The organism is Myxococcus xanthus (genome assembly GCF_006402735.1).
Classification (GTDB): domain Bacteria; phylum Myxococcota; class Myxococcia; order Myxococcales; family Myxococcaceae; genus Myxococcus; species Myxococcus xanthus_A.
The window spans coordinates 1,042,432-1,068,682 of record NZ_CP017174.1; the positions used below are offsets into that span (position 1 = coordinate 1,042,432).

11 protein-coding genes are annotated in these 26,251 nt (G+C 64.5%); 7 read left to right on the forward strand and 4 right to left on the reverse strand.

The genetic code is table 11. The annotated features are described in order from the left end of the window. Positions 1-6: 6 nt before the first annotated feature. Together BHS09_RS04595 and BHS09_RS04600 are read right to left on the reverse strand one after the other, a co-directional pair. A complete protein-coding gene (locus tag BHS09_RS04595) occupies positions 7-1,902 on the reverse strand; it encodes a methyl-accepting chemotaxis protein (protein ID WP_140797271.1) in 1,896 nt (631 codons plus the stop codon). 97 nt (positions 1,903-1,999) lie between these two features. Further along, positions 2,000-2,440: a host attachment protein gene (locus tag BHS09_RS04600; RefSeq protein ID WP_140787601.1), complete on the reverse strand. Its 441-nt coding sequence runs from the start codon at positions 2,438-2,440 to the stop codon at positions 2,000-2,002. A 195-nt stretch (positions 2,441-2,635) separates the two neighbouring features. Here BHS09_RS04600 and BHS09_RS04605 point away from each other — a divergent pair, with 195 nt between their 5' ends. The 3 genes from BHS09_RS04605 to BHS09_RS04615 all read left to right on the forward strand — a co-directional run bounded on the left by BHS09_RS04605 (position 2,636) and on the right by BHS09_RS04615 (position 6,159). Beyond that, a complete protein-coding gene (locus tag BHS09_RS04605) occupies positions 2,636-3,844 on the forward strand; it encodes a hypothetical protein (protein ID WP_140797272.1) in 1,209 nt (402 codons plus the stop codon). Between the two features lie 5 nt (positions 3,845-3,849). Beyond that, a complete protein-coding gene (locus BHS09_RS04610; RefSeq protein ID WP_140787604.1) occupies positions 3,850-4,518 on the forward strand; it encodes a MopE-related protein in 669 nt (222 codons plus the stop codon). A gap of 126 nt (positions 4,519-4,644) precedes the next feature. Beyond that, complete coding sequence (locus BHS09_RS04615) at positions 4,645-6,159, forward strand: serine/threonine-protein kinase (protein ID WP_140797273.1); 1,515 nt, start codon at positions 4,645-4,647, stop codon at positions 6,157-6,159. 43 nt (positions 6,160-6,202) lie between these two features. On the opposite strand, the gene BHS09_RS04620 is transcribed toward BHS09_RS04615, so the two are convergent. Beyond that, entirely contained in the window at positions 6,203-6,739 is a 537-nt protein-coding gene (locus BHS09_RS04620; protein ID WP_140787608.1) for an FHA domain-containing protein, read from the reverse strand. A 184-nt stretch (positions 6,740-6,923) separates the two neighbouring features. Between BHS09_RS04620 and BHS09_RS04625 the strand changes: the two genes are divergently transcribed. Further along, a complete protein-coding gene (locus tag BHS09_RS04625; RefSeq protein ID WP_140797274.1) occupies positions 6,924-8,348 on the forward strand; it encodes an alpha/beta hydrolase in 1,425 nt (474 codons plus the stop codon). 7 nt (positions 8,349-8,355) lie between these two features. Here the strand turns inward: BHS09_RS04625 and BHS09_RS04630 are convergent, their stop codons facing one another. Further along, positions 8,356-9,207 (reverse strand): ATP-grasp domain-containing protein, encoded by an 852-nt coding sequence (locus BHS09_RS04630; protein ID WP_174259191.1) that lies wholly within the window; start codon positions 9,205-9,207, stop codon positions 8,356-8,358. 294 nt (positions 9,208-9,501) lie between these two features. Here BHS09_RS04630 and BHS09_RS04635 point away from each other — a divergent pair, with 294 nt between their 5' ends. The 3 genes from BHS09_RS04635 to BHS09_RS04645 all read left to right on the forward strand — a co-directional run bounded on the left by BHS09_RS04635 (position 9,502) and on the right by BHS09_RS04645 (position 26,222). Next, positions 9,502-14,004, forward strand: coding sequence for an amidohydrolase family protein (locus tag BHS09_RS04635; protein ID WP_174259983.1), 4,503 nt, complete (start codon positions 9,502-9,504; stop codon positions 14,002-14,004). Positions 14,005-15,740: 1,736 nt separating this feature from the next. Beyond that, positions 15,741-20,108, forward strand: a complete 4,368-nt coding sequence (locus BHS09_RS04640) for a hypothetical protein (protein ID WP_140787612.1) — start codon at positions 15,741-15,743, stop codon at positions 20,106-20,108. Positions 20,109-20,201: 93 nt separating this feature from the next. After that, positions 20,202-26,222, forward strand: coding sequence for an FG-GAP-like repeat-containing protein (locus tag BHS09_RS04645; RefSeq protein WP_140797275.1), 6,021 nt, complete (start codon positions 20,202-20,204; stop codon positions 26,220-26,222). Positions 26,223-26,251: the final 29 nt, after the last annotated feature.

Sequence of the window (26,251 nt, forward strand, 5' to 3'; positions counted from 1 at the left end):
GCTCCTTCAGATGCGATAAGCGCGGGCCACGTCCTGCATCTGCTCGGATACATCCTGGAGCAGCTTCGCCGCCCGGGTAGTGGCCGCCAGGCTCTCCTGGGTGTCGTTCATCATGGAGGACAGGTCCGTGACCGCGCTGAAAATCTGGGCGATGCCCGCGTTCTGCTGACTCACCGCGCCGGCAATCTGCCGCACCGCGGTGGCGTTGTCCTGGATGATGGCGGCCAGCTCCTTCAGCCGCTCGCCGGTGCCGCGCACCTGCTCCAGGCCGCTCTCCATATGCGTGTAGCCCTGCTCCGTCATCTTCGCGGTGGAGAGGATGGCGCTGCTCAAATCGCCCAGGATTTCGCGCACCCGGTCCGTGGCCTGGATGGACTGGTCCGCCAGGCTGCGAATCTCGCGCGCCACGACGCCAAAGCCCTTGCCGTGCTCGCCGGAGCGGACGGACTCGATGGCGGCGTTGAGCGCCAGCATGTTGGACTGGTCCGCCAGGTCCTTCACTGTCTGGGTGATTCCGCCAATCTGCTGCGTGCGCTCGTTGAGCTGGGCGATGCGCTCCGTCATCTGCTCGGCCTGGGACAGGATTTCGGAGAAGCCGCCCAGGCTGTCCCGGATGGCCCCTTCGCCCGCGCGTCCCACCTCTTCGGCCATGGAGGCGCGCTTGAGCACGTCCTCCGCCTTCTCCGAGGCCAGCATCGACGTCTGCTTGATTTCCTGCGCCGTCACCTGCGTCTGCTGGAGGGCCGCGGCCTGACGGGCCACGTTGCGCTCCTGCTGCGTCGACGCCGTCTGCAGCTCCGCCACCGTCTCACTGAGCACTCGCGTGCCGGTGTGCAGGCTCTGCGCCGTCTCCCGCAGCTGGAACACCAGCAGGCCGAAGGCGCCGGCCAGCTCGCCCACCTCGTCGTTGCCGGCCTTCACGTCCAGCGTCTGCGTGAGGTCGCCCTCGCTCACCAGCCGCGTCACCGCCGCGCGCAGGGCCAGCACGGGACCGGAGATGCGGTGCGACAGCAGCCACGCGCCCACGACGGCCAGCACGATGAAACCCACCGCCATCAACAGCGCCACCCGGCTCACGCGCACCACCGGGGCGTAGGCCTCCGCCGGGTCCACGCGCGCCACGAAGTGCCAGCCGTCGGCCACGTCGCGCACGTCCGTGCCGTTGACGGCCGTGACGGCCAGCAGCGCGTCATTGCCCTGGGCGTTCGCGCCGCGCGAGTCGTACATCGGCGTGCCGTCCGGCCGCTGGAGGGTAATCGAGAAGCTCTTCAGTGCGCGCTGATGGGCACGGGCCAGCGCCGGTTGCACCAACTGGTCCACGTGCGCCCAGTCGAAGGCGGCCAGCAGCACACCCATCCGGTGCTTGGAGACCGGGTCCAGCACCGGGAAGGCCAGCGACAGCACGTGGCCGGTGAAGATGGGGTGCTCCTCGGTGATGCCCTCGCTGCTGGTGCGCCCCTGCTGGGCCTCCGCGAACCAGGGGCTGCGCCGCACCTCGTCCTGCCGGCGCAGGTATTCGTCGCGCAGGGCGGGGGTATTGGCGGAGATGGCGCGGCCGGTGTCGTCGAAGACGACGATGCCGTTGAGGGTGAGGTAGCGGCTCTGGAGCACGCCGAGCATGGCGTCGGCGGGCGACACGTCACCCCGCAGCGCGGCACGGACCGCGGGGTCCTCGGCCCAGCCGCGGGCGCTCGCCTCCCGTTCGGCCAGCGTCGACTCCAGCAGGTCCTTCACGCCTTCGGCCTCGCTCAGCAGCGACGCGTGAATCTGCTCTTCCATCACCTGCCGCGCGCTACGGGCCTGGAGCCAGGTCAGCGTCAGCAGCGGGACGACCGACAGCAGCGTCGCGTAGAGCGTGAGGCGTCCACGAAGGGACTTGGTTCCAGGAAGAGAAAGGGCCATGTGGCGCGGCGGGCAGCGTGCGGGGGCCTCCCAGAAAGGTCGGCTCCCGTCCTATAGCAGAGCCCCGCGTCTCCAGGGCACCCCCGCGCCTGCCTGCTCAGATGACAGGCACCCGGTTGGGCAACTCCTTCGCCGGGACGTTGGAGTAGTCCGAGTCCACGTCCAGGAGGACGCGCTGCCGGACCCGGGCGCTCAGCGAGCGGCGAATCCTCCCCAGGAATCCCGGCGGCGCCGCGATGACCAGCTTGTCGAAGTCGTGCCGGTCATGTGCCTTGTCCAGGAACACGGACAGCTCGCGGGCGAAGCGGTCGTGCTCCAGCTCCCGTCGCCCATTGGGCTCGTTCTCCGCCGGCGGGCCGTGCAGGGTGCCGGCATTGGGGTTGTCCGCCTGCTCAATCAGCTCTGCCTGACGGGCCCGACTCTCGTCGTGGTGGAACTCCTCCACCAGCCGCCAGTCCTCTTCCGCCTTCGCGTCCGTCGCGAAGAGGCGGGCCCGGCTTGCGTTCCCCACCAGAATCCAGAGCGTCCCATTCGCCATGTCGTGCATCTCCTTGCGCTATAGAGTGGGAGATGCGGACCCCTCGGGGCCAAGGCAAGCTTCCCCAGACGAGCCGCACGCCCGCCGAGCGCAGGGCAGGCAGCCAGACCGCGCGCCATTGACGGGTTTTGCGGGGACTGAGGGCGCCACGGGCGCCTCATTCCGTTGCGCGGAGCGTCGCGATACAAGGGGGCCATGCGTATTCCCGTTGCTCCCGTCACCGCCCTGCTGGCGCTCGCGCTGCTGGCTGCTCCCTCGTGGGCTCAGGAGCAGGGTGGGTTGGGTCTGGACCTCACCTCGGACGCCCCCGCCGAGCAGCAGGGAATGGACATTGGGTTGGACCTGCGTCCCAGCAATGCCAACGCGGACTTGCTGCCTCGCTTCGCGTTGGTGGGGCTCTACGCGACAGAGCGCGCGGGCGCGCAGCAGGCGTCGAGCTGGGTGGAGGCCCTGGCGCGCGGGGCGCTGTCCTCCGCCATGGTGGCGCAGGCGTCGGACCTGGTGGAGACGCGTGAGCGGCTGGCGGAGGGCCACGACGCGGCGGTGCGCTGCGCGGAGGCCGCGTGCTTCGCCGAGCCCGCGGAGTTGCTGGACGCGGACCTGCTGACCACCGCGCGTCTGTCTTTGGAGGACGCGGGCTGGACGTTGCGGACGTGGACCTACGACAGGGATCGCCGCGTGGTGCACGAGGACTTCGTGACGGGGCGCAACCCTCGCGACGAGGACTTCGTGAACGAAGCCGCCGCGATGTTGTCCAAGCGCCTGACGGCGTTGGCCCGGCCTCGCGCGATGCTGACGGTGAACGTCAACGTGCCGCAGGCGGTGGTGAAGGTGGGCGAGCGCATCGTGGGCGTGGGCAGCGTGGAGGTGCGTCAGGCGCCCGGTCCGGTGGTGTTGGAGGTGTCCGCCGACGAGTACGGCACCCACGCGCGCACCCTGGACCTCAAGCCCGGCGCGCGAGAGACGGTGGACGTCATGCTGGAGATTTCCGGCCCGGCGCCGGATGGGCCTCCCGATGATTCCGTGGCTGGCGTGGCGTCTTCCCGGAAGGCGCCTCGCAAGTCCCTGTTCAAGCGGCCCGCCCTCTACACGGCGCTGCTGGGGCTGGCCGCGGTGGGCGCGGGTGTGGTGATGGGCATGGCCGCCAAGGACGTGGAGAAGCGCGGGGGCGACGCGGATGGGGATGGCGTGTTCGACGTCACCCGCAAGGAGCGGCTGGACGCGCAGTCGCAGGCGAACCTGGCCACGGCGCTGCTGGTGGGCGGCGGCGCGGTGACGGCGGGCAGCGTGGCGTGGCTGGTGGTGGTGCCCGCGCGCAGCGCGCCCGCATCGACGTCCGTGGCGCCTGGAAGCAGCGGCGGCGCCTCCACGTCCCTGCACCTCATGGTCGGCGGGAGTTTCTAGAGCCTATGAAGACCTTCGAATCCCGGCTGCGCGTGTGGTGTGGCCTGTTGCTCGTCGCGGGCGCGGTGGGCTGTACGGTGAATTTCCCGGACGACGTGCCCTACACGTGCACGGAGACCGCCGACTGCGGCGGTGACGGCTACGTCTGCACGTCCCTGCCAGACAACGGGCCGCGGTACTGCTGCCTGCCGGACCCCGCGGAAGTCTGCAACGGCCTGGACGACGACTGCGACGGCCTGGTCGATAACCTGGAGACCGCCTGCTACACGGGGCCGGAAGGCACGCTCGACGTGGGTCTCTGTCACGCCGGTGAGTCTATCTGTACCCGGGATGCGAGCATCGCGTGCGTGGGGGAGGTGCTGCCCGGCCTCGAAACCTGCAACGGCCTGGATGACGACTGCGACGGGGCGGTGGATGAGGACTTCGACCTGAAGACGGACCCGGGCCACTGCGGCGCCTGCAACAATGACTGTTCCTTCCTCCAGGACTGCGTGAATGGCGAGTGCGTGCGCCGGCAGGAGCTGGACTGCGCCAACGGTCAGGACGACGACGGGGACGGCTTCACGGACTGCCAGGACCGCGCGGACTGCCCCACAAATACGCAGTGCGGGCCTCTCAGGTCGGCTGACGAAAACGATTATCCTCGCTGCCAGGTGAACGGAGTCTGTCTGTGATGAATCCGGCTCCCGCGCGTCACTGTCCGCCATCCCGCACTCACCGAGGGTGGGTGGCGTCCCTGGGAAGACAGAGTGCAGATCCAGGGTTGCTGTTTGCCCCGGACATGGAAATTTCTTCTCACCATGGGCTCCGATGACGCCTTCATGCAGACCGTGCAGTCCAGGGCCGAGGCCACCGTGAGTGACGCGGGGGCCCGAGCCAGTGACGAGCTCCAGGAGGGCTCCACGCTGGGGAACTACCAGTTGGAGCAGTTCCTGGGCGAAGGGTCCATGGGCCGGGTGTTCCAGGCGCGGCACACGCGGCTGGGGCGCCAGGTGGCGCTCAAGGTCCTGCGGCCGGAGCACGCGCGGGACGGCGGCTTCGTGCGGCGCTTCTTCCAGGAGGCCCGCACCGTCAATCAAATCAACCACGAGCACATCGTGGAGATTTTCGACTTCGTCGACGAGAGCGCGACGGGCGGGCACGTCTACTGCGTGATGGAGCTGCTGCGCGGGCAGAGCCTGAGCTCGCTGGCGCAGGCGGAGCCGCTGACGCTGGCGCGTATCCAGCGCTTCGTGGTGCAGGTGTGCGCGGCGCTCGGCGCGGCCCACCAGGTGGGCGTGGTGCACCGGGACGTGAAGCCGGACAACCTCTTCGTCATCCACCGCGCGGGCCAGCCGGACTTCGTGAAGGTGTTGGACTTCGGTGTCGCGAAGCTGCTCACCGCCGAGGGGGGCACCACCGGGACGGTGGACGGCACCATCATCGGGACGCCCGCGTACATGGCGCCGGAGCAGGCCGCGGGCCTGCCGGTGGATGCGCGCTCCGACATCTACGCGGTGGGCAACATCCTCTACGAGCTCATCTCCGGAAAGCCGCCCTTCCAGGCGCCGGCCTTTGGCCATCTGGTGGTGCAGATCATCACCCAGCCGCCGCCGCCGCTGCCCTCGCACCTGCCGTCCGGTGAGCCCGTGCCGCCGCAACTGGCGGAGCTGGTGATGCGCTGCCTGTCGAAGGAGCCCGAGGCCCGGCCGCAGAGCCTGGCGGAGGTGACGACAGCGCTCCTCCTGTTGCCCGCGTCCGCCCAGGCGCTGACGCCCGCGCCCGCGGAGCTGGCGCTGGAGGCCTCCGAGCGGCCCACGCACAAGGTGCGGGTGGCGGTGACGGGGCGCTGGCACCGCCAGGCGGTGGTGACGGTGGGGACCGCGGCGTTGGTGGTGGTGGCCGCGGTGGTCACCTGGTCCGGCATGCAGCCGGAGCCCGCTCCCGCCGCGGCCCCAGTGGCCCATGCGGCCGACGTCGTGGCCCGGTCTGTCGCCGAAGCTCCGGCCGCGCCCGCCGCCGCGCTCCAACTGCTTCCGCCCGTCACGCTCACGGTGCGCTCCTTCCCGGAGGGCGCGCAGGTGCTGCGCCTGGACACGGGCGAGCTGCTGGGCGTGACGCCGCTGGTGAAGCAGGTGTCCGGTGAGTCCGCGCCGCTGCGCCTGCGCGTGGAGCTGGCCGGCTATGCCCCGCTGGAGCGGATGGTGAACCTGGACAAGCACGCCGAGCTGGAGGTGCCGCTGGTGAAGGCGCTGCCTTCGCCCCGGCAGAAGCCCGCGGCCGGGACGCAGCGCGCGACAGACAAGAAGAGCCGCGCGCGCCCTGTCACGCAGTAGGTGTCGCGGTGGCCCCGCCCTGGGAGGCGGGGCCTGGGCCCGCTCAGCGGGGCGCCGCCGTCTGGGCGAGCACCTGGGCGGCGATGCGGCCAATGCGCTCGTTGAAGTCCTCCGCCTCGTGGAAGGTGAGGCGCACGTCACCCACATGAAGCTGCGCGCCGGGCTGGAGCACGGTGGGCTGCTCCGGCTCCAGGGCCGTGCCGCCCAGCGTCACCGGCCGGGAGGCGGCCACGCGCGTCACCGACCAGCGTCCTTCCAGGGTGGGGGACAGGTGGAGCTGCTCGCGCGACACGGTGGCGTCATTGACGACCAGCGCGTTGTTCGAGGCCCGGCCCAGCCGCAGCGGACTGCCGTCCGTGTGGCCCACCAGTTCGAAGCACAGTGCGTCACCGGCGGGCAGGCAGTCCCGCAGGTCCGTCAGCGGCAGCCGCGTGGCGGCCACGTTGCCCTCCACCACTTCGGGGACATTCCAAGCGCCCGCCTCCCACACCAGCCACGGGTGTGGGTACTTGGCGCGAAACTTCTCCTTGAGAGCCATGTGCTGCCTCACGAGCAGCGAGAGCAGCAGAGCGCGAGCCATGCGGGTTGAATAGCCTTCCTCCCCCGTCGCGGCCCGAGAACGTGCGCGTGGGGGGCCATGGGATGTCAACGAATGGCCAGATGCCGGGTGGGATGCCCCACTCGCGCCCGGGCCGACCCCTGTAGTACACCCGCGACCGGCTCCTGTCCCCCGGACAAGGCATCCCCGCCTCCTGGAAGATTCGATGCGTCGCCTGCTCGCCGCCGTGTTCTGCGCCGCTGCCGTGCTGGCGGCTTGTGAAGACGATTCCCCACCGCCTCCCACGCCGCCGCCTCCCTCCACGGAGACGTACCCGGACGCCGGCACGCGCCCGGACGCGGGCACCCAGGAGCCGTGGGCCTGCCAGCGGAGCACGACGGTGCACAACGCGCCCATGAGGCTGCTCACCCGGCTGCAGTTGGAGATGAGCCGCGCCACGTCCTCCGCGCAGCGCACGGAGGCCATCGACCGCTTCGTGGCGGAGGTGGAGGAGCAGGGCGGCCGGCCCCTGGTGAGTGACGTCAAGGCGGGTCGTCCTCGCGTGGCCTTCTTCGTGCGAGGCGAGGCCGGCCGGGACACCTTCGTCGCCGGCGACTTCAACGGCTGGGCCGCCACGGCCACGCCGCTGGTGCAGGTTCGGGACACCGACCTGTATGTGGCGGAGGTGGAGGTACCGCGCACCGGCCCGCAGCCGTACAAGCTGGTGAAGGACGGCGACTTCATCGCGGACCCGGGCGCGCGCAACGTCGCGTGGGACAACTTCAACCGGTACGACGTGGGGCAGTTCAACTCGCTCATCTACCCGGAGCTCCAGGACGCCGCGAAGGGCCGGCTCACCGCGTGGTACGACGTGCCCGCCACGGTGTTGGGGGATGTGCGCGACGTCTTCGTCTACACGCCGGCGGCGTATGACGGGCGGGAGTGCCCGGCCCTGCCGGTGATGTACCTCCACGACGGCAACGAGAGCCTGACGCGCGAGTCCTTCGCGGAATCGGCGGACACGCACTACGCGGCGCGGCCGGAGGACTCGGCGGTGCTCGTATTCGTGGCGCTGCCGGACCAGTCCGTGCGTCTGGCGCAGTACACCTTCCCGCCCGCGCGCGCGCCGGGCTGGCCCACGCCGCGCGGGGATGACTACCTGGCCTTCCTCCGTGACGACCTGATGCCGCGCGTGGAGGCGTCCTACCGCGTGAAGACGGGCCCGCGGGAGACGGGCATCGCCGGCGCGTCGCTGGGCGGCCTCATCTCCGTCTACGCGGGCTTCCAGATGCCGGAGAAGTTCGGCTTCGTGGGCTCCCAGTCCGGCACGCTGTTCTGGCCCCACGACGGGGAGGTGGACCGCGACGACGGCAACGCGATGATTCTCCGCGCGGGCCAGGAGCCGGTGGTGCCGGTGCGCTTCTACGTGGACCACGGCTCACCCGTGGCGGGCTGCACGCGGGACGGCGAGGAGGGTGGGGACGACTGCCAGTCCAACCTGCAGTTCGTGGAGGCGCTGCGCGGCCGCGGCTACGGCGTGGCCCACTGGAACGAGCCCGGCGCCGAGCACGACTGGGCCTTCTGGAAGCGGCGCCTGCCGAAGCTGCTGTGCAACTTCCGCAACGAGGCCCCAGCGGTGTGCGGCCTGTAGTCTGGCCTCACAGCTTCGCGACGATGGCGCGGGCCAGCCGGCCCGCGGCCCCCGCATCGAGCGACAGGAACAGGCGCGGCTCGGTGGCCTCCAGCTCTTGCAGCCGCGCCTGGCCCGCGTTGTCGGTGGCCACGTCCACGCGGGCGTAGAGCAGGGGGCGGCCCACCGCTTCCAGCACGGACTCTGCCAGCCGCAGCTCGGCCGCGTCCTCGGGCGTGAAGGCGGTGGGCTCGGAGAAGCCGCGCGGCGCGTCCAGCAGCGTGGGTGGCCGGCGCACCGCGTGGCTGAGGACGCCGTCGAAGAAGACGTAGCTGCGCTCGCCCTCCGTTTCGAAGGCGGTGAGGTAGGGCTGCACCATGACATCGCCCTCGCGAGTCATTTCCGCCAGCCGGGCGGTGGCGACGTGGGCCTCCGCGCGCGGGAAGATGTGCGTCTTGAGCGCTCCCGCGGACACGGCGGGCTTGAGCACCACCGCGTCCCAGCCGTGCCTGAACGCTAGCTCGCCCACATCGAGCGTGTCTCCCTTCCGCACCCAGGTGGTGGGCGTCACCAGCACGCCCTTCTCCTCCAGTTCGCGCAGGTAGTGCTTGTGCGTGTTCCAGCGCAGCACGGGCGCGGGATTGTGGAGCTGCGTGAGGCGGCCCACCTTGTCCGCCCAGGCGACGAAGGCGTCGCGGCGCAGGTGGCTGTCCCACGTGTTGCGCACCAGGGCCAGCCGCACCGTCTTCCAGTCCATGGCCGGGTCATCCCAGACGACGGGCCGGGCCTCCACGCCCAGGGCCGCGAGCGCGGGCAGCAGCGATGCGTCAAAGGCATCGAGTTGAGGCAAGCCTTCGAAGGTGAGGACGGCGACGTCCATGACGCGGGCTCCCGGTGTTGAAACGTGCAGCGGCTTGTAGCGCGTGCGGCGCCTGTGCGCAGGGCTCTCGCGGTGCGTCAAAACAGGGTGCGGGCCAGTCCGACAGGTAGGCACTGAACGTCCCGTACTTGAGGTGAGGCGAGCGGCGTACTCCACGGCACATTCGGGTGGGCGGACGCTCGGGAACTGGACCTGTGCGGTCAGGTGTCGCTGAAATGTTTCAAGGGGTACGCTCTTCGCGTGCCAAGGACCTGTCACCTTCCCTCCGGCCGGCTCCGCCGGGAGACCCACGAGATGCGAATGTCCCCACGTTTATTACTCGCCGCGCTAGGCGCGGTCCTCCTCTTCCACGCTGGATGCGGCGACGAGCCTGGTTGTGAGGGGGCGAGCTGCAACCCGCAAGCGGTCTGCGGCAACAACGTCGTCGAGCAGGGCGAGCAGTGCGACGACGGCAACAAGGTGGACGGCGACGGCTGTGAGTCCAACTGTACGCCGACGCCCGCGCCGGGCGCGGTATGTGGCAACGGCAAGCTGGAAGGCGAAGAGGTCTGTGACGACGGCAACACGGTGGACGGTGATGGCTGTCAGGCGAACTGCACGCCGACGCTGACCCAATGCCCCGCGGCCAACGCGCCCGCGCTCCCCGACGGCGCCACCTGCGCGGTGACGCAGCCGGGCTCCGCCGCGCGCCTCTTCACGGGCGTGGTGCTGAAGGACGGCGAGACGCTGGTGGGCGGCCAAGTGCTGGTGGACGCGCAGGGTGTCATCCAGTGCGCCGCCTGTGATTGCTCCGCCGCGGCGGGCGCCGCCGAGGCCACGCAGGTCTCCTGCCCCGGTGGTGTCATCTCCCCGGGCCTCGTGAATCCGCACGAGCACATCACGTATCCGATGGAGCCGTACGTCGGCTCCGAGGAGCGCTACGAGCACCGCCACGAGTGGCGCACCGGCCGCAACGGCCACACGCGCATCAACAGCCCGAGCGCGGATGCCGCGGACAATATTCGTTGGGGCGAGCTTCGGCAGATGATGGCGGGCGCGACCACCATGGCGGGCGCGGGCGGCCAAGCCGGTCTGCTGCGCAACGTGGACGTGACCAACGTCGCGCTCCAGGAAGGTCTGGACGAGGGCGTGGTGGACTCCGACACCTTCCCGCTGGGTGACACCAGCGGCAACCTGATTGCGTCGGGCTGTGGCTACGGCTCGATGCCGACGACGAGCTCGCTGCCGCGCTCGGCCGCGTACCTGCCGCACATCTCCGAGGGCATCTCCACCGCGGCGCTCAACGAGTTCCTCTGCCTGTCTACGGGCCAGAACAACGTGATGCAGCCGCGCACCGCCGTCATCCACGGCATCGGCCTGACGGCGAAGGAGATTCGCGTCATGGCGGAGAATGGCACCGGCCTCATCTGGTCGCCCCGCTCGAACATCTCGCTGTACGGCGACACGGCCATGGTGACGGCCTACAAGAACCAGGGTGTCACCATCGCGCTGGGCACCGACTGGCTGCGCTCCGGCTCCATGAACCTGCTGCGCGAGCTGCAGTGCGCGGACTACCTCAACACCTCGCACTACGCGCGGACCTTCAGCGACGAGGACCTCTGGCGCATGGTGACGTCGAACGCGTCGGACCTGGTGGACACGTTCGAGAAGACGGGCCGCATCGCCGAGGGCAAGGTGGCCGACCTGGCCATCTTCCAACTGCGCACCTTCGCCCATTCGCCGCACCGCGCGGTCGTCACCGCCAACCCCGAGCACGTGGTGCTCACGATGCGGGGTGGCAAGGCGCTCTACGGTGACCAGGCGCTGATGGCCGGGCTCCGCGGCGCGGATACCTGCGACACGCTGGACGTGTGCGGCGCCTCGAAGGAGGTCTGCCTCCAGTCCGAGATTGGCAAGAACCTGGCGGCGCTGACGTCGGGCGCCACGGCGAAGTACCCGCTGTTCGCGTGCGGCACGCCGGAGAACGAGCCGACGTGCTCGCCCCGCCGTGCCTCGCTGGACTCGCGCTGGCCGGCTGTCGTGAACAACTCCACCAGCTACACGGGCGAGGTTCGCGCCGCGGACAAGGACGGGGACGGGCTGGTGGACTCCGTCGACAACTGCCCTGCCATCTTCAACCCCATCCGCCCCATGGACAATGGCAAGCAGGCGGACTCGGACGGTGACGGGATTGGCGACGCGTGCGACCCTTGCCCGCTGGAGGAGGGCAATGCCTGCACCACGTTCACGGTGGGCGACGATGACCACGACGGCATCTCGACGTGGCTGGACAACTGCCCGTTCGTGGCCAACCCGGACCAGGCGGACGCGGACGGCGACGGCAAGGGCGATGCGTGCGATACGTGCCCCAGCATTCCGAACCCGGGTGACCTGGGCTGCCCCGCCACCATCCACGAACTGAAGACGCGGGTGAACGGCAGCCTGCCGCTGGTGGGCAAGCCGGTGTCCGTCCTCGACGTCGTCGTCACCGGCGTGGTGAAGGGCGGCGCGAGTTCGCAGGGCTACTGGGTGCAGACGTATCCGCTGCCCTCAGGCACGAGCGTGGATAACTCCGGTCTCTATGTGTACTCGCGCAAGGGTGATCTGGCGGTGGGTGACCGCATCGACATCACCACGGGCGTGCTGGTCCTCTACTTCGGTCTGCCCGAGCTGACGGAGGTCAAGTACGTCAAGCGCAGCTCCGGCAACGAGGTGCCTGCGCCGGTGGTGGTGACGACCGCCGACATCCGCACCGGTGGCCCGCGTGCCTCCGCGCTGGAAGGTGTGCTGGTGGAAGTCCGTGACGTGGCGGTCAACACCGCGGTGGACGAGTTCGGCCAGTTCCTGGTGAACGAGTCGGGTGACGTCGGCCAGCCGGGCCTGATGATTGACGACCAAGCCTATGCCTTCCCGGTGCCGTCCATCGGTACGCGCTTCGGCGCGCTGCGCGGTGTGCTGACGTACAACTTCAACGACTCCAAGTTGGTGCCGCGCTTCCAGGCGGATATGCCGCTGCCGCCACCGTCGCTGACGGGCTTCGGTCCGGACGGCTACGTGCGCGTGGGTGGCACGGGGCCGGTGAGCACCTTCCCGCAAGCGCTGACGCTATCGCTGTCGTCCGCTTACGCGGAGGCGCTCGACGTCGTCATCACCTCCTCCAACGTGAGCGTGCTGAGCGTGCCGGCCGGCCGCATCACCATCCCCGCGGGTCAGACGTCCGCGACGGTGCAGGTGAACGCGGTGGCGCCCGCGCAGAGCGTGACGCTGACGGCCACGCTGGGCGGCTCCACGCAGACGGCCACCGTCCGGGTGCTGGCTGCCGACGAGCAGCCCGAGGTGGTGGGTGTCACCCCGGGTGACGTGACGATGGTGCCCGGCGGCGAGGTGGTCTTCACCGTTCAGTTGGACCGTCCGGCTCCCGCCAACGCCACCGTGGCGCTGAGCGTGAATCCGGCGACGGGTTTCGGCACCTTCGTTCCGGCGAACGGCACGCTCACCGTGGCGGAGAATGCCACGGAGGCGGTGTTCTCCTTCATCGCGGACGCGGCGGCCACGGCCACCGAGCCCGGCACGGTGACGGCGAGCATCGGCGCGAGCAGCGCGAGCGCCACCGTGACGCTGGACCAGAACGCGCCGCGCCTGACGGCCCTGTCGCCGTCCGCGGCGGTGACGATTCCGGCGGGCGGGACGCAGACGTTCACCGTGACGGTGGACCGTCCGGCCGCGCAGGACACGGCCGTGGCGCTGGCGGTGGTGCCGGGTGCGGGCGTGCAGAACTACGGCACGGTGCCGGCCTCGGCTACGATTCCGGCGGGCGCCACGGAGGTGACCTTCACCTTCACGGCGGACGCGCAGGGCGAGGGCACGGGCACGGTGTACGCCACGCTGTACGGCATCACCCGGACTACCGAACTCACGGTGCTTCCGCCTCCGCCCGCGCTCAGCGCGGTGACGCCGGCGGTGGCCACCGTCTACTTCGGCACGCAGCAGGTCTTCACGGTGGCGCTGGATCGCCAGGCGCCGACGGGTGGCATCACGGTGGACGTGGCGCTGCAGCCGGCCACGGGCATGGGCGAGCTGTCGAGCTCGACGGTGAGCATCGCGGAAGGCCAGACGACGGGCACCGTGACGTTCACCGCGGGCGAAGAGGACGCCCAGGGACGGCTGATTGCGTCCTACGCGGGCGTCACCCGCGGGGTGGACATCACCATCGCGGAGCGTCCCGCTGTCGGCCATATCGTCATCAGTGAAATCTCCGCGCGCGGCGCGACGGCTCAGAACGATGAGTTCATCGAGCTCTACAACCCGACGGGCGCGGACATCACGCTGAACGGCTGGAAGGTCCAGTACAAGAGCGCTGCGAGCACGGCGAACTACTCGGGTTCGGCGGACATCCCGGACGGCACGGTCATCAAGGCCTACGGCTACCTGCTGCTCGCGCACAACACGGGCTACACCGGCACCGTCACCAAGGACGTGGGGTATGGCTTCGACATGTCGGCTTCGGCGACGGGTGGCGGCCATGTCCGCATCGGCCCGAACCTCACGGCGGACAACCTGGATGACCCCAACACGGTGGACAAGATGGGGTACGGCAATGCGAATCAGCCGGAAAAGACGCCGGCCCCCGCCCACCCGGCCGCCGGTGGCAGCCTCGAGCGCAAGGCGCGTCCGAACTCCACGCCGGAGACCATGGCGGAGGGCGGCTCCGATGCCGTGGCTGGCAACGGCCACGACACGGACGACAACGGGACCGACTTCATCGTCCGCGCCGCGCGTCAGCCGCAGAACTCGCAGAGCCCGGCGGAGCAGCCGTAACCGTCAGGCAACCCGGAGACGGGGCTGAAATGCCGACCCTGTCTCCGTGAAGTCCAGAACGGGCGGAACCCTGACTTGGGGTTCCGCCCGTTTCTTTTTGGCGATTTGACGGTGCCACCCCTTCTCCCAAACGAGACGAGCCGTCTATCAAATGAGACGGTTCGCGACTGCCGCTCACCGGGGGCCCTCGTTTGTCGCGGCGCACCGGGCAGGACTACTGAACTTCAACTGCCCTGAGAAAGCGCCCGTGCCAGCCCTGTCGACCGCAGCTCCTTATGGGGCCTTGAACTCGCGCATCCTGCCCTTGCTCTTCCTACGACGCCCGGAAGCAGGGGGGCCGCAGCGTCGGAATGCCACATGACACGGAGTGCGAGCGGTGGCTTGTTCATACTCCCTCTGTGTGTGGCGCCTGAGTTGCATTACTTCCGCGGAAGCATCCATGACGCGGGTGGGTCATGAATGCACGCAGAACGGGCCAGTCGCGCTCAGCCCTCATGCGCCACGCTAGTGTCGCACATGCCAACGAGCGCCTGGGGAATACCCCATGGGTCCATCTTGAGCCTCGGTCGACGTTTACCCACGATACGTTCCCAAGCTTCACGCGTTGGAGGACTGGCAGTAAAGGTAGATTCAGGGCGCCAAGGATTTCGTCGGTAGGGCTGCCTTCAAGCTAGATAAGGACTGTGCTAGTCGGCACGGACTCACGAGGAGGTTTTGCATTGTTTGGCGTGGATGTTTGTTTTCGAATTGGCCGGATCGGCGTGCTTGCCTTTGGGGCAATGCTTGCTGCTGCCTGTGGCGTAACTGAACCTGAGCGTGCTAGGAATGAATCAAATAGTGTCATTGTTCAAGGGCTCGATTTAACCTGCTCTCGCGATGCGGATTTGCTCCAGTCCTTGAAAACGACGCATCCTCGTGCGTGCTCCTTTGATGATGATTGCCCGTGGGGAGCCTTCTGCAACCGCAGTACGTCGCAGTGTGACTGGCTGTGTCTTGAGGGAGGGACAGGGGCGGAGGCATGTGCCGAACCTGGAAGCGTCTGTGGATGCGATGGCCGGTGCGGTACTCCGGGCGGTGTTCCGCCGATTGCAACGGTAAGGCCTGCTCTGTCGCTGCATCCATCTTCTCTCGGCTTTGAGCCCCCCGCTGTGTCAGGGGGCGATTGGTCGGCCTTGGGAGTTGATGTCTATCTTCAGGTGAACTCCTCGTCGGAGACTGCCTCGGCTGCAAGTCGAAACGTGCAGGTCCGAGCTGGGACGCAGATGGAAGTCTCCTGTGATGACCGAAGCGGTCCCTACAGCCATGAGTGCAGCCTCACCGGATGGAGTTTTGCTGCTGCTGGTGGCCAATTCAGAAGTGTAAAGCGAATTTGGGCTCGGCCCTCAGGGGGCAGTACTCAGGCTACTTGGGATATCTGGTTCGACGGAGTAGACGTTGCTCCTTCGAGAGAGCGGGTGTCGGCATTTCGATACGCGCCTCCGAGTTCCTCGACGGCTGTTGTGCCCTTCGAAGGACAGGTTGTTTTGCATCTGGGGAATTCGACCACGGACATTTCCGCACAAGGCGCTCCCGAGACAAAGCTGACGCTCCCAGTGAAGGCATGGGCTAATAATCAATTTTTGCTCCTGTATGATGAGAGCAAGGTGCTTTCGAGCACAGGTAAGCTCAGGCTGAGCAGAACGAATCCCAAGGTCGAGTTCGGTTGGCTCCCGTCAACGACCGCATCCGGGGATAGAGTGATTGTCGACGCGATGACCGCGGCCGTCCAGTATATTGCCGGTTTCCCCAGTGTGACGGCTTCGACTCAGAGCCTATCTGGCGCATTCCGTATGAGCGTTGCTGGTGTGGGAATTGAGATCGATTACGCACTATCCAGGGCAGTGGATGTGATGACTGATACTTGCAGTGCAGCAGCGCCTTGCGCAAGCGGCATGGTTTGTGAGGACGGCCTGCAGGTTTGCGTGCCCGGGGATGCTTGGTCCTTCGTGAGGCAAGGTCCTGCAAGTAGCACGGTAGCTGCGAGAAACACGATTGTTCATGAGCAGAGAAAGGCCTGGAGTGACTCAGGTGCCCAGCAACTCCTGGAGGCGCCTGAAGCCTTTGGTATGCCTCATGCTCTCCTTGCTCAGGGGGTCATGTGTCAAAGCGGCGGTCAGCAATCGCCAAACAGTCCTTTTGGTAATGGGATTCTTCCTTATTCAGGGGATCTTGCGTGCTCGAATGGGTTGCCTCCGTCACTTTCGCGATTGGCGACCCAGAGGGATTTCAACGCCGCCGTTCCTGGAATGAGTATTCTGAACAGCCAGCAGATGCTGCAGGCTTGCGTCAGTGACCTGAAAGCCCTGCCCCAGGGGGGGATGCCTGCGGATGTTCAGTCTTTCTTCCAGGCAAGGCTGCAAAATCCTGGGCAATGCTTCAGTGCGGCGCGGTTGTTCGACTCGCTATCATTGCTTGGAGATAGGCGGAGAGCGGACCATGACCGGCTGCGATGGCATCTCTTGCAGCGGTGGATCGAGGCGCATTCCTTTACCGCCCGCCAGGTCGTTCAGCAGCAAGGCTCGTACTCATATTTGGGAGATGATCCGATTTGGCAGGTCCCATCGCTGGCCAGTTCGCTTGACCAGTTCGAGCGGGCATGGGACCTCATGTTTGACGATGCTGTGCCTCAGATTGGAAATTATGTCGGAGGAAACTGGTATTGCGATCTTAAAAACCCGGATTATCGACTTCCCCCGAGCCCGACGGGAGTTTGGAGCTGGCGCTCAAACAGTCTGGCCATGGATCGATGGGTTTCGTCCGACAACTTCCCCGATGGTTCAGATCTGACGGTTTTGTGGTACCCAAATCCAAGTGCACAGAGCTTGTGCAGTGAAACTCAAGCGTATGCGTGCTCGCTGAGCCCGGCAGTGTGTCCGCCGGGCCGATGCGAGGCGGGGTTCTACCCGATTCTGTCTTTCGGAGAGGGGGCAGATGGCGAAGCCTCCAATAAATTCTACATCTATAAGTTTACGCATGACTACATGGTCGGGCCCGGGGAGGTGCTCATCGCGGAGCATTTCGCTGGCGACGCGCGGACGCATGCTGAGTACTCCCTGGAATGGATGGGGCCCGATGATACGGCACCGTATGTGGTGCGCCGACGTTCAGGTGGATACGAGGTCCATTCTCCGCAGCAGCAGCCCTTCTTTATTGAGCCATCAGCGACTGTTGCGACAGGGTTTGAAGCGCCATATTCGGAAGATCCCACGTTTGGTGACTTGAAGCATTCTACATTCGGGGCGGTCGTATGGGATCATGCCCTATCGGATGAACAGGTTGCTGAGGCTGTTCAGCGGCCAGTGTCGCATTTCGCTGACAGGTCACGCGATTTGCTGGCGCCGAGCGGAAGCCTCCCTCATCACGACCAGGGAATCGGGCTGCCAACTGTCGTAATGGAAGGGCTTTCTGCTCACCTTGAGCTGCTGGATGCTGAGCTGGAGCGGGTCTCTCGGATTGCAAGCTGCGGGGACACATCACCCAATTCCGAGCGCGGTCAAGCGATAGAACGCTTCAGTCGAACATTGCGCTACTCCATTGCTCTTGAATCACGGGCTGCCGCGCAGCACTACAAGACGCGCTCGGCGAACTGTGAGGGGACTGCGGGGATGGGGCCCAATGTTGAGGCACGCTGGAAGAAAGCGCGCGCCGAGCTTGAGGCAGTTCGCAACCGAGTTCAAAAGCGATTTGCTGCAATGCAGAGTTGCCGCCCCTGGGACATCCCCGAGGATGAGGCACCACTCTTCTTCCGAAGTGCGACTGGTGCATCAGAGCGCTACTTTGCAAGCTCTGACTATATTCTCGGGTATGCCGCGAGTGGTTTAGCGCAGGCCGAGGCGGACGTCGAGGCTGCGCGAACGGCTTGGGACCAACAGCGAACCAGTGCCATTCAGCAACAGTTGTCAGAGTTTGATGTACAGCGACGTTTGGAGGCCCTCAAAACGGAGTATGGTCGTCCGCTGGTTGAGATGTGCGGCCTTGATTCCGAAGCAAAAGACGCTTTGGCCTTGTTCGACCCTGAGCAGCCGAACGCGCTTCGCTCTGAGACATGCTACGTTGCGCGGCAATCCCCTGGGTGCAATGTTACGCCAATTTCCCTCTATTCAGCCGTGAGGGCACCAGCCGCTCGGTATTCGCTCTGTGTTTGGAATGGTCTGCGGGGCCGGGGGGAAATCACGCTTCCCTCGCCTTACTTCGAGGTGGCCGTAGGCTGGCATGAAGCAGTGGTTACGGGCGGGATGGTTCGCGCCAGAGGGCAACATATGCCTGTGACCGCACTGTACCGGCCGCCATTCTCCGTAGATAAGGTGTCGGAAGCATCGTTGGCATACTTCGAGCAGCAATGCAGTGGTTCGCTCGGAGGGATCCACATGTTACCCTCACCCGTGGACATTGACCGGAATCTTGGCAATGAGTGCTTCCGTGGGGAGTTGGGAAGGCTTCGGCTTGAAGTCACTGCTGCAAGCCAGAGCATGCAGGTTGCCCGTTCCTCCTGGGTTGATGCCCAGGAGCGCCATGACATCTCAACTCGTCGGTGCTGGGACGTCGTCGAGGATGGAAACGCGAGGCTTGCGCTCATTGATGAGCACGAGAAGAAAATGGTCAGGCTGATAAGCGCGAGGTCCGATGCCGATCGACTCAATCAAGGCGTCGATAGTGTCAATCGCGCTATTTCCATGGCAGGGACTGGCGCTACCCTTGGTGCATCCCTCGGGGGGCCATTTGGTGGTGGCGTTGGGTTCGTGATTGGCCTCGGAATAGGCGTTTTTGGTGGTGTTAAGGCAGATGAGTCTGCCAGAATTTCGAGGGAGATCGCCATTGCTGAGCAAGAGTTTAACACGAAGTTGGAAACCTTGGCTCTGGCGAGTTCTGTCAAGGAATGCTTCTATAACGCCAACCTCCATATGGTGGGGATCAAGACCGCAGCCCTTCAGATCGAACGCGCAGCCACGGACGTGGAACTCGCACTTCTGAATATGCGGAACATGCAGGACCGCGTGACCCAACTCTCTCATGAGGGAGCCGCAGCGGTGAGTCGTGAGGAAGGGCGCCAGGTTCCATCAGTCGCGCATCACTATTGGCTGGACGAGCGTATCGCCACGGCAGAGGCATCACTCCAGTGGGCTCGGCGATTGAGTTACCTTCTGGCGCTTTCGTTGGAATCCGAAATGCAGCAAAGCCTCATTGAGCGCCGACAGGTGCTGAGCGCATCAGGGCCCGCGGAGTTGAGGGCGGTTTTCAATAAGTTGAATCAGCTCAAATTTGCTGGCAAGGTTGGAGGTAGGTTCCCTGGGGAAGTGAGTGTCACGCTTAGCTTGCTCGATGATGTTCTCAAATTGAAGTCCAGTGAGAGTGCTCCCTTGGGTGAGCGAGCGTTCAGCGCAGGAACGCGTTTCGCACGCCTGATTGCTGCGCCTGAGAATGCGGTTTTTGACCGGACTGGGCGGTATCTGGGGCAAGGGATTCGGTTCACAATGCCCGTTCCCAATGGATTGGCATTGCGCTGCTCGGAGCGCCTCTGGTCTGTGCGGGCGAATATGACTACTGGTGACCTGGGGACTTGGCTTGAAGGCAACGGTGTTCAGTTGTTGCTGTATAAACGGAATACATTCCAGAGCCACTGGTGTGATAGCTTGGGTCGTGGAAATGGGGCGAATTTTCAGGTTCGCGCCAACCGCCCAGCGCTCGACCTGACCGGTTTGGGGACACCCCATAGTGCTGCCACAACCAATGCATGGTCAGCAGCGAGCGTTCACTCGAAGATCAACATGACGAGAAGCGAATGGACGTCGCTGACTTGTACGCCTCAGAATGGTTGCTCCGACGAACTGGCGGGAAGAGGCTTCTTCGGTGAGTATCTGTTGCTGATCCCGTATCAAGGAGCGCTGGAAAACGGCTTCCCTGCCAACGCAGTTGAAGACGTCATGTTGCGTTTCGAAGTGGTGTCCATTTCGAATGCGCCCGAGCCGAGCGCATCGCCGAACGAGGAAGATCCGAAACTGGAATCGTCCATGCCCTCTCTTTGTGAGGGGGCAGAGGTGGAGCAGGCTTCGTGTCTGCGGCTGTAGGCTGAGTTTGGATTGGTAGAAAGAGGCCCATGCCAGATTTGGGTGGGCCTCTTTTTTATGGGTGAGCGGATTTCGTAATCCAGGGTTGTCAAGATGAAGATGGTGATTGCTTGTGGTCTGTTGTGTCTTGTTTCAAGCTCGGCATGGGGGGCAGGAGAGCCAGTGCCAGGGGCGCTTAATTCTCAAACGTTGCGGCTTCCCGATGGACCAGGGTCGGTTCGAGGGCTTGGGGATGAGCTTGCCGTCAACGGCTTTAGCGCTCAGATTCAATATGGTGTGCCCTTTGAGTTGCCCAGGGGGAGGGGTGGATTTTCGCCGACATTGGCATTGTCCTATTCGGGAGAGATGGGCAATGGTCTGGTCGGCGTAGGTTGGTCGTTGCCTGTTATGTCCATTAGGCGCTCGTTGCGTCACGGCGTCCCAGCCTACACTCCAACGGATGAGTTGGAGCTGGTTGGTATTGCCGGAGGCGGGCGTCTCGTCGCGCTGCAGGATGGTACATGGCGCTTGGAGGGGCGTGGGCAAGAGGTGAAGGTGGAGCGCAGCGGGGCGGGCTTCCTGGTGACCGAAAACGGGGGGACTCGGTATTTCTTAGGGACTGCGGCCAGTGCCCGCCAGGAGTCTGCCACGACCGGGCAGGTTGCTGCATGGTTCGCAGAGGAAGTGCTGCATCCGGCAGGCCATCGAGTCGCCCTGCAGTACTCAAAAGAAGGGGGACAGGTATATCCAGTAAGCTTGGCGTGGGGGCCTGGCGATTCGTTCCTTGTGGAGTTGCTCTACGAAGAGCGACCTGACGTCGTGGTCAGCTACCGCTCGGGCTTTGCCGTGGAGACGGCCAAGCGCTTGAAGCACGTGCGAGTCACCTCCTTTGACGAGGTGGTACGCATGTATCACCTGACCTACGAAAATAGCCTCAGCCTAAGTCGATTGGTACATGTGGAAATGACCGGGCGTGGCGGCGAAGGGGCTCTGCCAATGCTCTCGTTTTCATATGCGGAGCCGGCAGCTGAGCAGATCATTCAGCAGACAGGAGTTGCTGGCTGGATCCTGAATTCGCGTGGCGTCAGTCTGGCGGATGTGGACGGTGATGGGATGAGTGACCTGCTGCGCATCGAAGCCTCTGGGCATTCATACAAGAGAGGAACTGGCAGCGGGTTTGCTTCACCTCGAACTTTGCCAGGGCCCGCCATTGATCTTGCGAATGTGCGTTTGATGGATCTGGATGGGGACGCCCGACCAGAGCTTGTTCGCTATCTCAGTAGCTCCTGGCGGCCGTATAGGTTGAACGGATTCTCCTGGGTGGACGCTGGGAGCAAGTGGCAGGGGAGTGACAATCTACCGCTCAATGGTGCTGATTATTTTTTTGCTGACCTGAACGGAGATGGTCGCGTTGATGTCATTCAGCGCATTGCGAACGGTATTCGAGTCAAACTCAACGGTGCGACAGGCCTAGGGGCTTGGATTTCTCGGCCATACATTGGTGGGGTCTCTCAGCTGGTTCCAGGACCTGATGTCCGATTTCATGATGTCAATGGCGACGGATTGGCAGACGTGGTGCAACTCACCGACTCCCTCATGCGTGTGTTCCTGGGACGAGGGGATGGCAACTTCGTCCTGAAGGGGAGTTACAGCCATCCGTGGGGCACAGGAAATTTCCCGCTGGCTGACGTACGGCTGTGTGACCTCAATCGCGATGGTCTCATGGATGTTGTGAGACTGTCCGCCAGTCACGTGTATTGGTATGCGGGCAAGGCGGAGGGCGGCGTGCTGGCGACGGCGCGGTTCCTGGCTCGGCCCGGGAGCGCGGCCTATGATTCAGTCGTGGCCATTGCCGATGTGAATGGCAATGGCAGCGAAGATGTCGTTTGGTCCTCTCAGCAAGGGCTCTGGGTGTTGGATCTGGCGGGGCGCACCTCCGCTGGCATGCTGGTTGGGGTCGACAATGGCCTAGGGAAGACGGTCTCTCTGGACTATTCGGCTTCCGCAATCTTGTCGGTGGCCGCGGAGACCGCTGGCCAGCCGTGGGAAATGCAGCTCCCCGTGTCGGTGCCGGTTCCGGTGACAGTGACAGTGAATCCCGGTGCAGGAGGGCCCCCTCGAGTGGTGGAGCACTCGGTGCGGGATGGTTTCTGGGATGGGGGAGAGCGGCGTTTCGGTGGCTTCCTCACCGGCATTCGTCGCCAAGTCGGCACAACGCTGAGGGAGACGCTCATTGAGAAGACGCTGTATCATGCAGGGTTTGCTGTTGAGCGTGTTCTCCGTGGGGTGCCGCTGGAAGTGCGCACCGAGGATGGCAATGGGAAGCTGTTTTCAGTCAAGACCTCCCAGTACGAGGCTCGAGTCGTTGATGGGCTCCCGTCCGTAGCGCTGCTTCGCAAGGCTGCGGTGCTGGAGCAGCGAATCTGGCACCATGAAGGGACGGCAACGCCAGTAGAGACCCTCACGACCTATGCGTATGACACTCGCGTGCGGCCTGTCGAAGAGTTGCACTCGGGGCGCTTGGATCTGCAGGGGGACGAGAAGACAGTCATTCGTGCGTACGCCAGTGATGATGCACTCTGGATACAGGATGTGGTGTGTGAAGAGAAGGTGCTGGAGGCGGATGGTACGCTCGTTTCTCACTCACGTACTTTCTATGGAGATGCTTCGCAGGTTTTCACCTGGACGGATGTCGCAGCATGCCGCGTAGGCAGGTTGGTGCGCGAGAAGCGTGGCTGGTTGGAAGATTCAGTTCAGCCGCGTTGGGTGGTGGATACCTCCACGGAATATGATGCTTGGGACAATCCGGTCCGGATGTTCGAGAATGGTGTGTGGCGCACCATCTCCTACGACGCCAACCGGCTCCATGCGACTGCAGAAAGTGTATCGCCCGTCCCAGGCAGGATACTGACGTGGGCTGCCCAGTGGGATGATGTGCTGGGTCAATTGAAGGTATTGACGGATCCCAATGGTATCGCGACTGAGGTGGGCTACGACAGTCTAGGACGGCTGGTAACAGTGTCGGTTGCTGGTGCGCCTCCGCATCTTCGTTACTCGTATGATTGGACGGCCCCAGCGCCGCGGACGACCACGTACGCATATGACGGTTCTGACGCCGAGCTCCGCGCAGAATCCTTGCCATGGAAGCCAAGTCCGAAGTGGCGACAGACAGTGGCCATTGCGAATGGCGCCGGCGAGGCGCTGTACACTGCCACGCGCTTGCTGCGGACACAGTGGCTCGTAGGCGACTGGGTGGAGCGAGACGCCCGGGGCAAGGTTGTCTATCGCGCGGAGCCCTTCGTCTGGGCGCAGGCGTCACTGCCTGCTGTGCGGCCGACAAACGCCGATGCTCAATTGCTGGCTTATGATGCACTGGGGCGGCTTGTGAGCCAGTCACTGCCGACCGGGGCAGTTCAGACGATGGCTTATGCTGTATTGGGCGCCACTCATACGGTGCAGGGGATGGCTCCCGTCCACACGACCAAGGATGGTCTGGGGAGAATTCGGAGGACAACGCGCCAGGTTGGCCCAGTCCTTGAGTCCGTGGACGCCACTTATGACGCTGCGGATCGAATCAGAACGCTGCGCCTGCAAGATGGGGAGGCCACCCACGCCTTTACTTACGACACATTGGGCAGATTGGTGTTCGCGAATGATCCGGACATCGGCACGAGGACATTGCGTTACGCCGATAGCGGTCACCTGACGCGATTGACAAATGGGGCTCAGCAGGCTCGAGAGTATTTTTACGATGACGCAGGTCGTCTTGTCCGTACTTTGGGTGAGGATGGCGCGACGTTCGTTTATCACTATGACGTTGCTCAGGATGGTTCCGCCGTCGGCAATACCGCCGGTCGAATGGCCTGGGTTGAAGAGCCTCGCGGTAGCGTGCACTTCGCCTATGACGCACATGGGCGAGTTGCCCGTCAGCGGCGCGCCATTGAAGGTATGTGGAGCGTGGAGGATACCCTCTTCAGTACGACGGGGTTGCCGCTCACTTCTGATGTAGACGGAGTTCTGGTTGACACGACCTACGATGCTGCCGGACGTCCCGTTCGCCTCGGAAACTATTGGGAGGCTGTGGAACTCGACGCCGCCGGAAGAGTCATTGAGGAGCGTTTCGGTAATGGAGTACGCCAAGTTTATGCGCGAGACGCTTTGGGGATGCCAAGTCGCGTTCATGTCCAACGCGCCACGGGCGTGACGCTATACGACGTGACGCTGACGCGAAACGCTTTTGGTGCGCCAGTGACTGTGAGCGACGCCGACGGCGTTGGCCTCAATCATTCGGCCACATTCGAATATGATCCTGCGGCGCGCCTGACGGAGTCCGTACTGGGGGCGGTACCTCTCCCTGATGGTACGCTCGGGGAGGGAGCGGAGTCTTTCCGGTTTGAGTATGCCTACGATGGGTTGCAGAACATGGTCCTGCGTCACTCGTCAGGTCCCAAGGCACTCAATGTGCTCGCAGGTGCCTATCACTACGGAGAGAGAGGGTTTGGGCCTCGCCAACTGACCCGAGTGACCGCAGGCTCCAATGAGACGTTGATGGGTTACGATGATGCAGGCCGCCTCGTGCAGCAGGGCGGACATCTGATGACGTACAACGGGCTGGATCAGCTTGTGCGCGTCAAGTTGCCGTCATCCCCTGGAACCACTTCAGTTGTCGAACATGACTATGGTTTTGATGGGATGCGGGTGCTTACTCGCGCGCCATCTGGAGACATGCAGTATTGGTTCTCTCCGCAATTGACCCAGCGGGGAGCATCTATTCGGGAGCGCTATCTTCGGTTGGCGGACCGCGTGTTGGCACGTGTAACCCATGTACCCTCTTCTGCGTCTGGAAAATCGGTGGTGCCACCTCCAACTGAAATTGAGGGCGCTACCATTGATGGGGCAGTAGGCCGCTTGGTGTCGGGATTGATCTTGGGCGCGCTCGCCTGCGTGACGCTGATGGCCTTGTGTATTCGTGTTCCTGCTCATGGCCGCTGGCGGCGCTGGTCTGCTGGAATGCTGGCCGTCTCGATGCTGGGGTTGTCCTGTGACACCGGTGTCCGGGCTGAGCACCATGCTGAATCTCAGCGTGCGGCGCTATGGATCGAGGAGCAGGTTCAATACTTCCACGGAGGTGTGAGCGCTGGTCCCGTGTTGATTAGCCGCCAGGATGGAAGCGTTCTGGAGGAGCGGCGTTACGAGCCATTTGGCGCCCCCATTGATGCCTATCGTGAGTTGCTTGGCGGCTCGGCGGAACTTGGTGACGTAGACCATGTGGGTGAGCCCCTTAATGTTCTGAACAAGTTGACCGAGGCGCATACCGGCTGGAGCGATCATGGTGCCCGTTGGATGGCACCCGAGTCGGCTCGGTGGTTGACCCCGGATTCGCCAGTGAAGGGGCCTGAACCGCAGTTTCTCTCTTCTCCGTGGGACCTTCACCCGTATCAGTATGTCCGTCAGAACCCCGTACTCTACTGGGATCCGGATGGACGCTTTGGCCGTCTCGACCTGCCGAGTGTTGCGCTTGCCGAGGCATGTAAAGGCGGGTGTTCGAACACTGATAGAGAGGCGTTCCAAAGCGCATTCGAGAGTACGGTTAAGGAAGGCCTCCTGGTACTTAATCCCATCCCGACAAATAAGGAGGAGTTGATTCTTCAGGTGGCAACTGGCGGGACAGGAAAAATTGCTGCCAAGCTAGTTGTGGTGGGCATGATTGCTCGAAGCCCGAAGCTCTTGAAGTCCGTCACGAATGTAACGGAAGGAGCTGCGCGCAGCAGTAACGTGCTCAGGGGGTTTCATGGGACCAAGGGTGATAATGTCGTTTCGATCATTGATAGTGGTATCTTCAGACCGAAGGACGGAAAGGTGTGGATGTCTGAGAACGTCGGCGGAACGTTTGTTCATGGAACGGACCGGTCACGGATGGCCAGCTTCAGTATTGAAGTTGAGGCAGTGGTCGATGGTGCAAAGGTGACCCGCATGTCCACGCCCAATGTTCCTCGTTCATTGCTTATTGAGACTGGGAAGGACGTTCCAGTGCAGGTGCGGCGGTTGCATGTCAGGACGCCAGATGGAGATGGTGGGTTCGCGACGGAAGTGGTTGAAGGCGCGGAAGCCATCCAAAAGTATCTTGCGAGGTGACTGGTATGGGAACTCGGTATGGTACGCGA

Excerpts from the sequence above, each read along its gene's own strand:
- BHS09_RS04595 (WP_140797271.1), bottom strand. The coding sequence starts at position 1,902 with ATGGCCCTTTCTCTTCCTGGAACCAAGTCCCTTCGTGGACGCCTCACG.
- BHS09_RS04600 (WP_140787601.1), bottom strand. The coding sequence starts at position 2,440 with ATGGCGAATGGGACGCTCTGGATTCTGGTGGGGAACGCAAGCCGGGCC.
- BHS09_RS04605 (WP_140797272.1), top strand. The coding sequence starts at position 2,636 with ATGCGTATTCCCGTTGCTCCCGTCACCGCCCTGCTGGCGCTCGCGCTG.
- BHS09_RS04610 (WP_140787604.1), top strand. The coding sequence starts at position 3,850 with ATGAAGACCTTCGAATCCCGGCTGCGCGTGTGGTGTGGCCTGTTGCTC.
- BHS09_RS04615 (WP_140797273.1), top strand. The coding sequence starts at position 4,645 with ATGGGCTCCGATGACGCCTTCATGCAGACCGTGCAGTCCAGGGCCGAG.
- BHS09_RS04620 (WP_140787608.1), bottom strand. The coding sequence starts at position 6,739 with ATGGCTCGCGCTCTGCTGCTCTCGCTGCTCGTGAGGCAGCACATGGCT.
- BHS09_RS04625 (WP_140797274.1), top strand. The coding sequence starts at position 6,924 with ATGCGTCGCCTGCTCGCCGCCGTGTTCTGCGCCGCTGCCGTGCTGGCG.
- BHS09_RS04630 (WP_174259191.1), bottom strand. The coding sequence starts at position 9,207 with ATGGACGTCGCCGTCCTCACCTTCGAAGGCTTGCCTCAACTCGATGCC.
- BHS09_RS04635 (WP_174259983.1), top strand. The coding sequence starts at position 9,502 with ATGCGAATGTCCCCACGTTTATTACTCGCCGCGCTAGGCGCGGTCCTC.
- BHS09_RS04645 (WP_140797275.1), top strand. The coding sequence starts at position 20,202 with ATGAAGATGGTGATTGCTTGTGGTCTGTTGTGTCTTGTTTCAAGCTCG.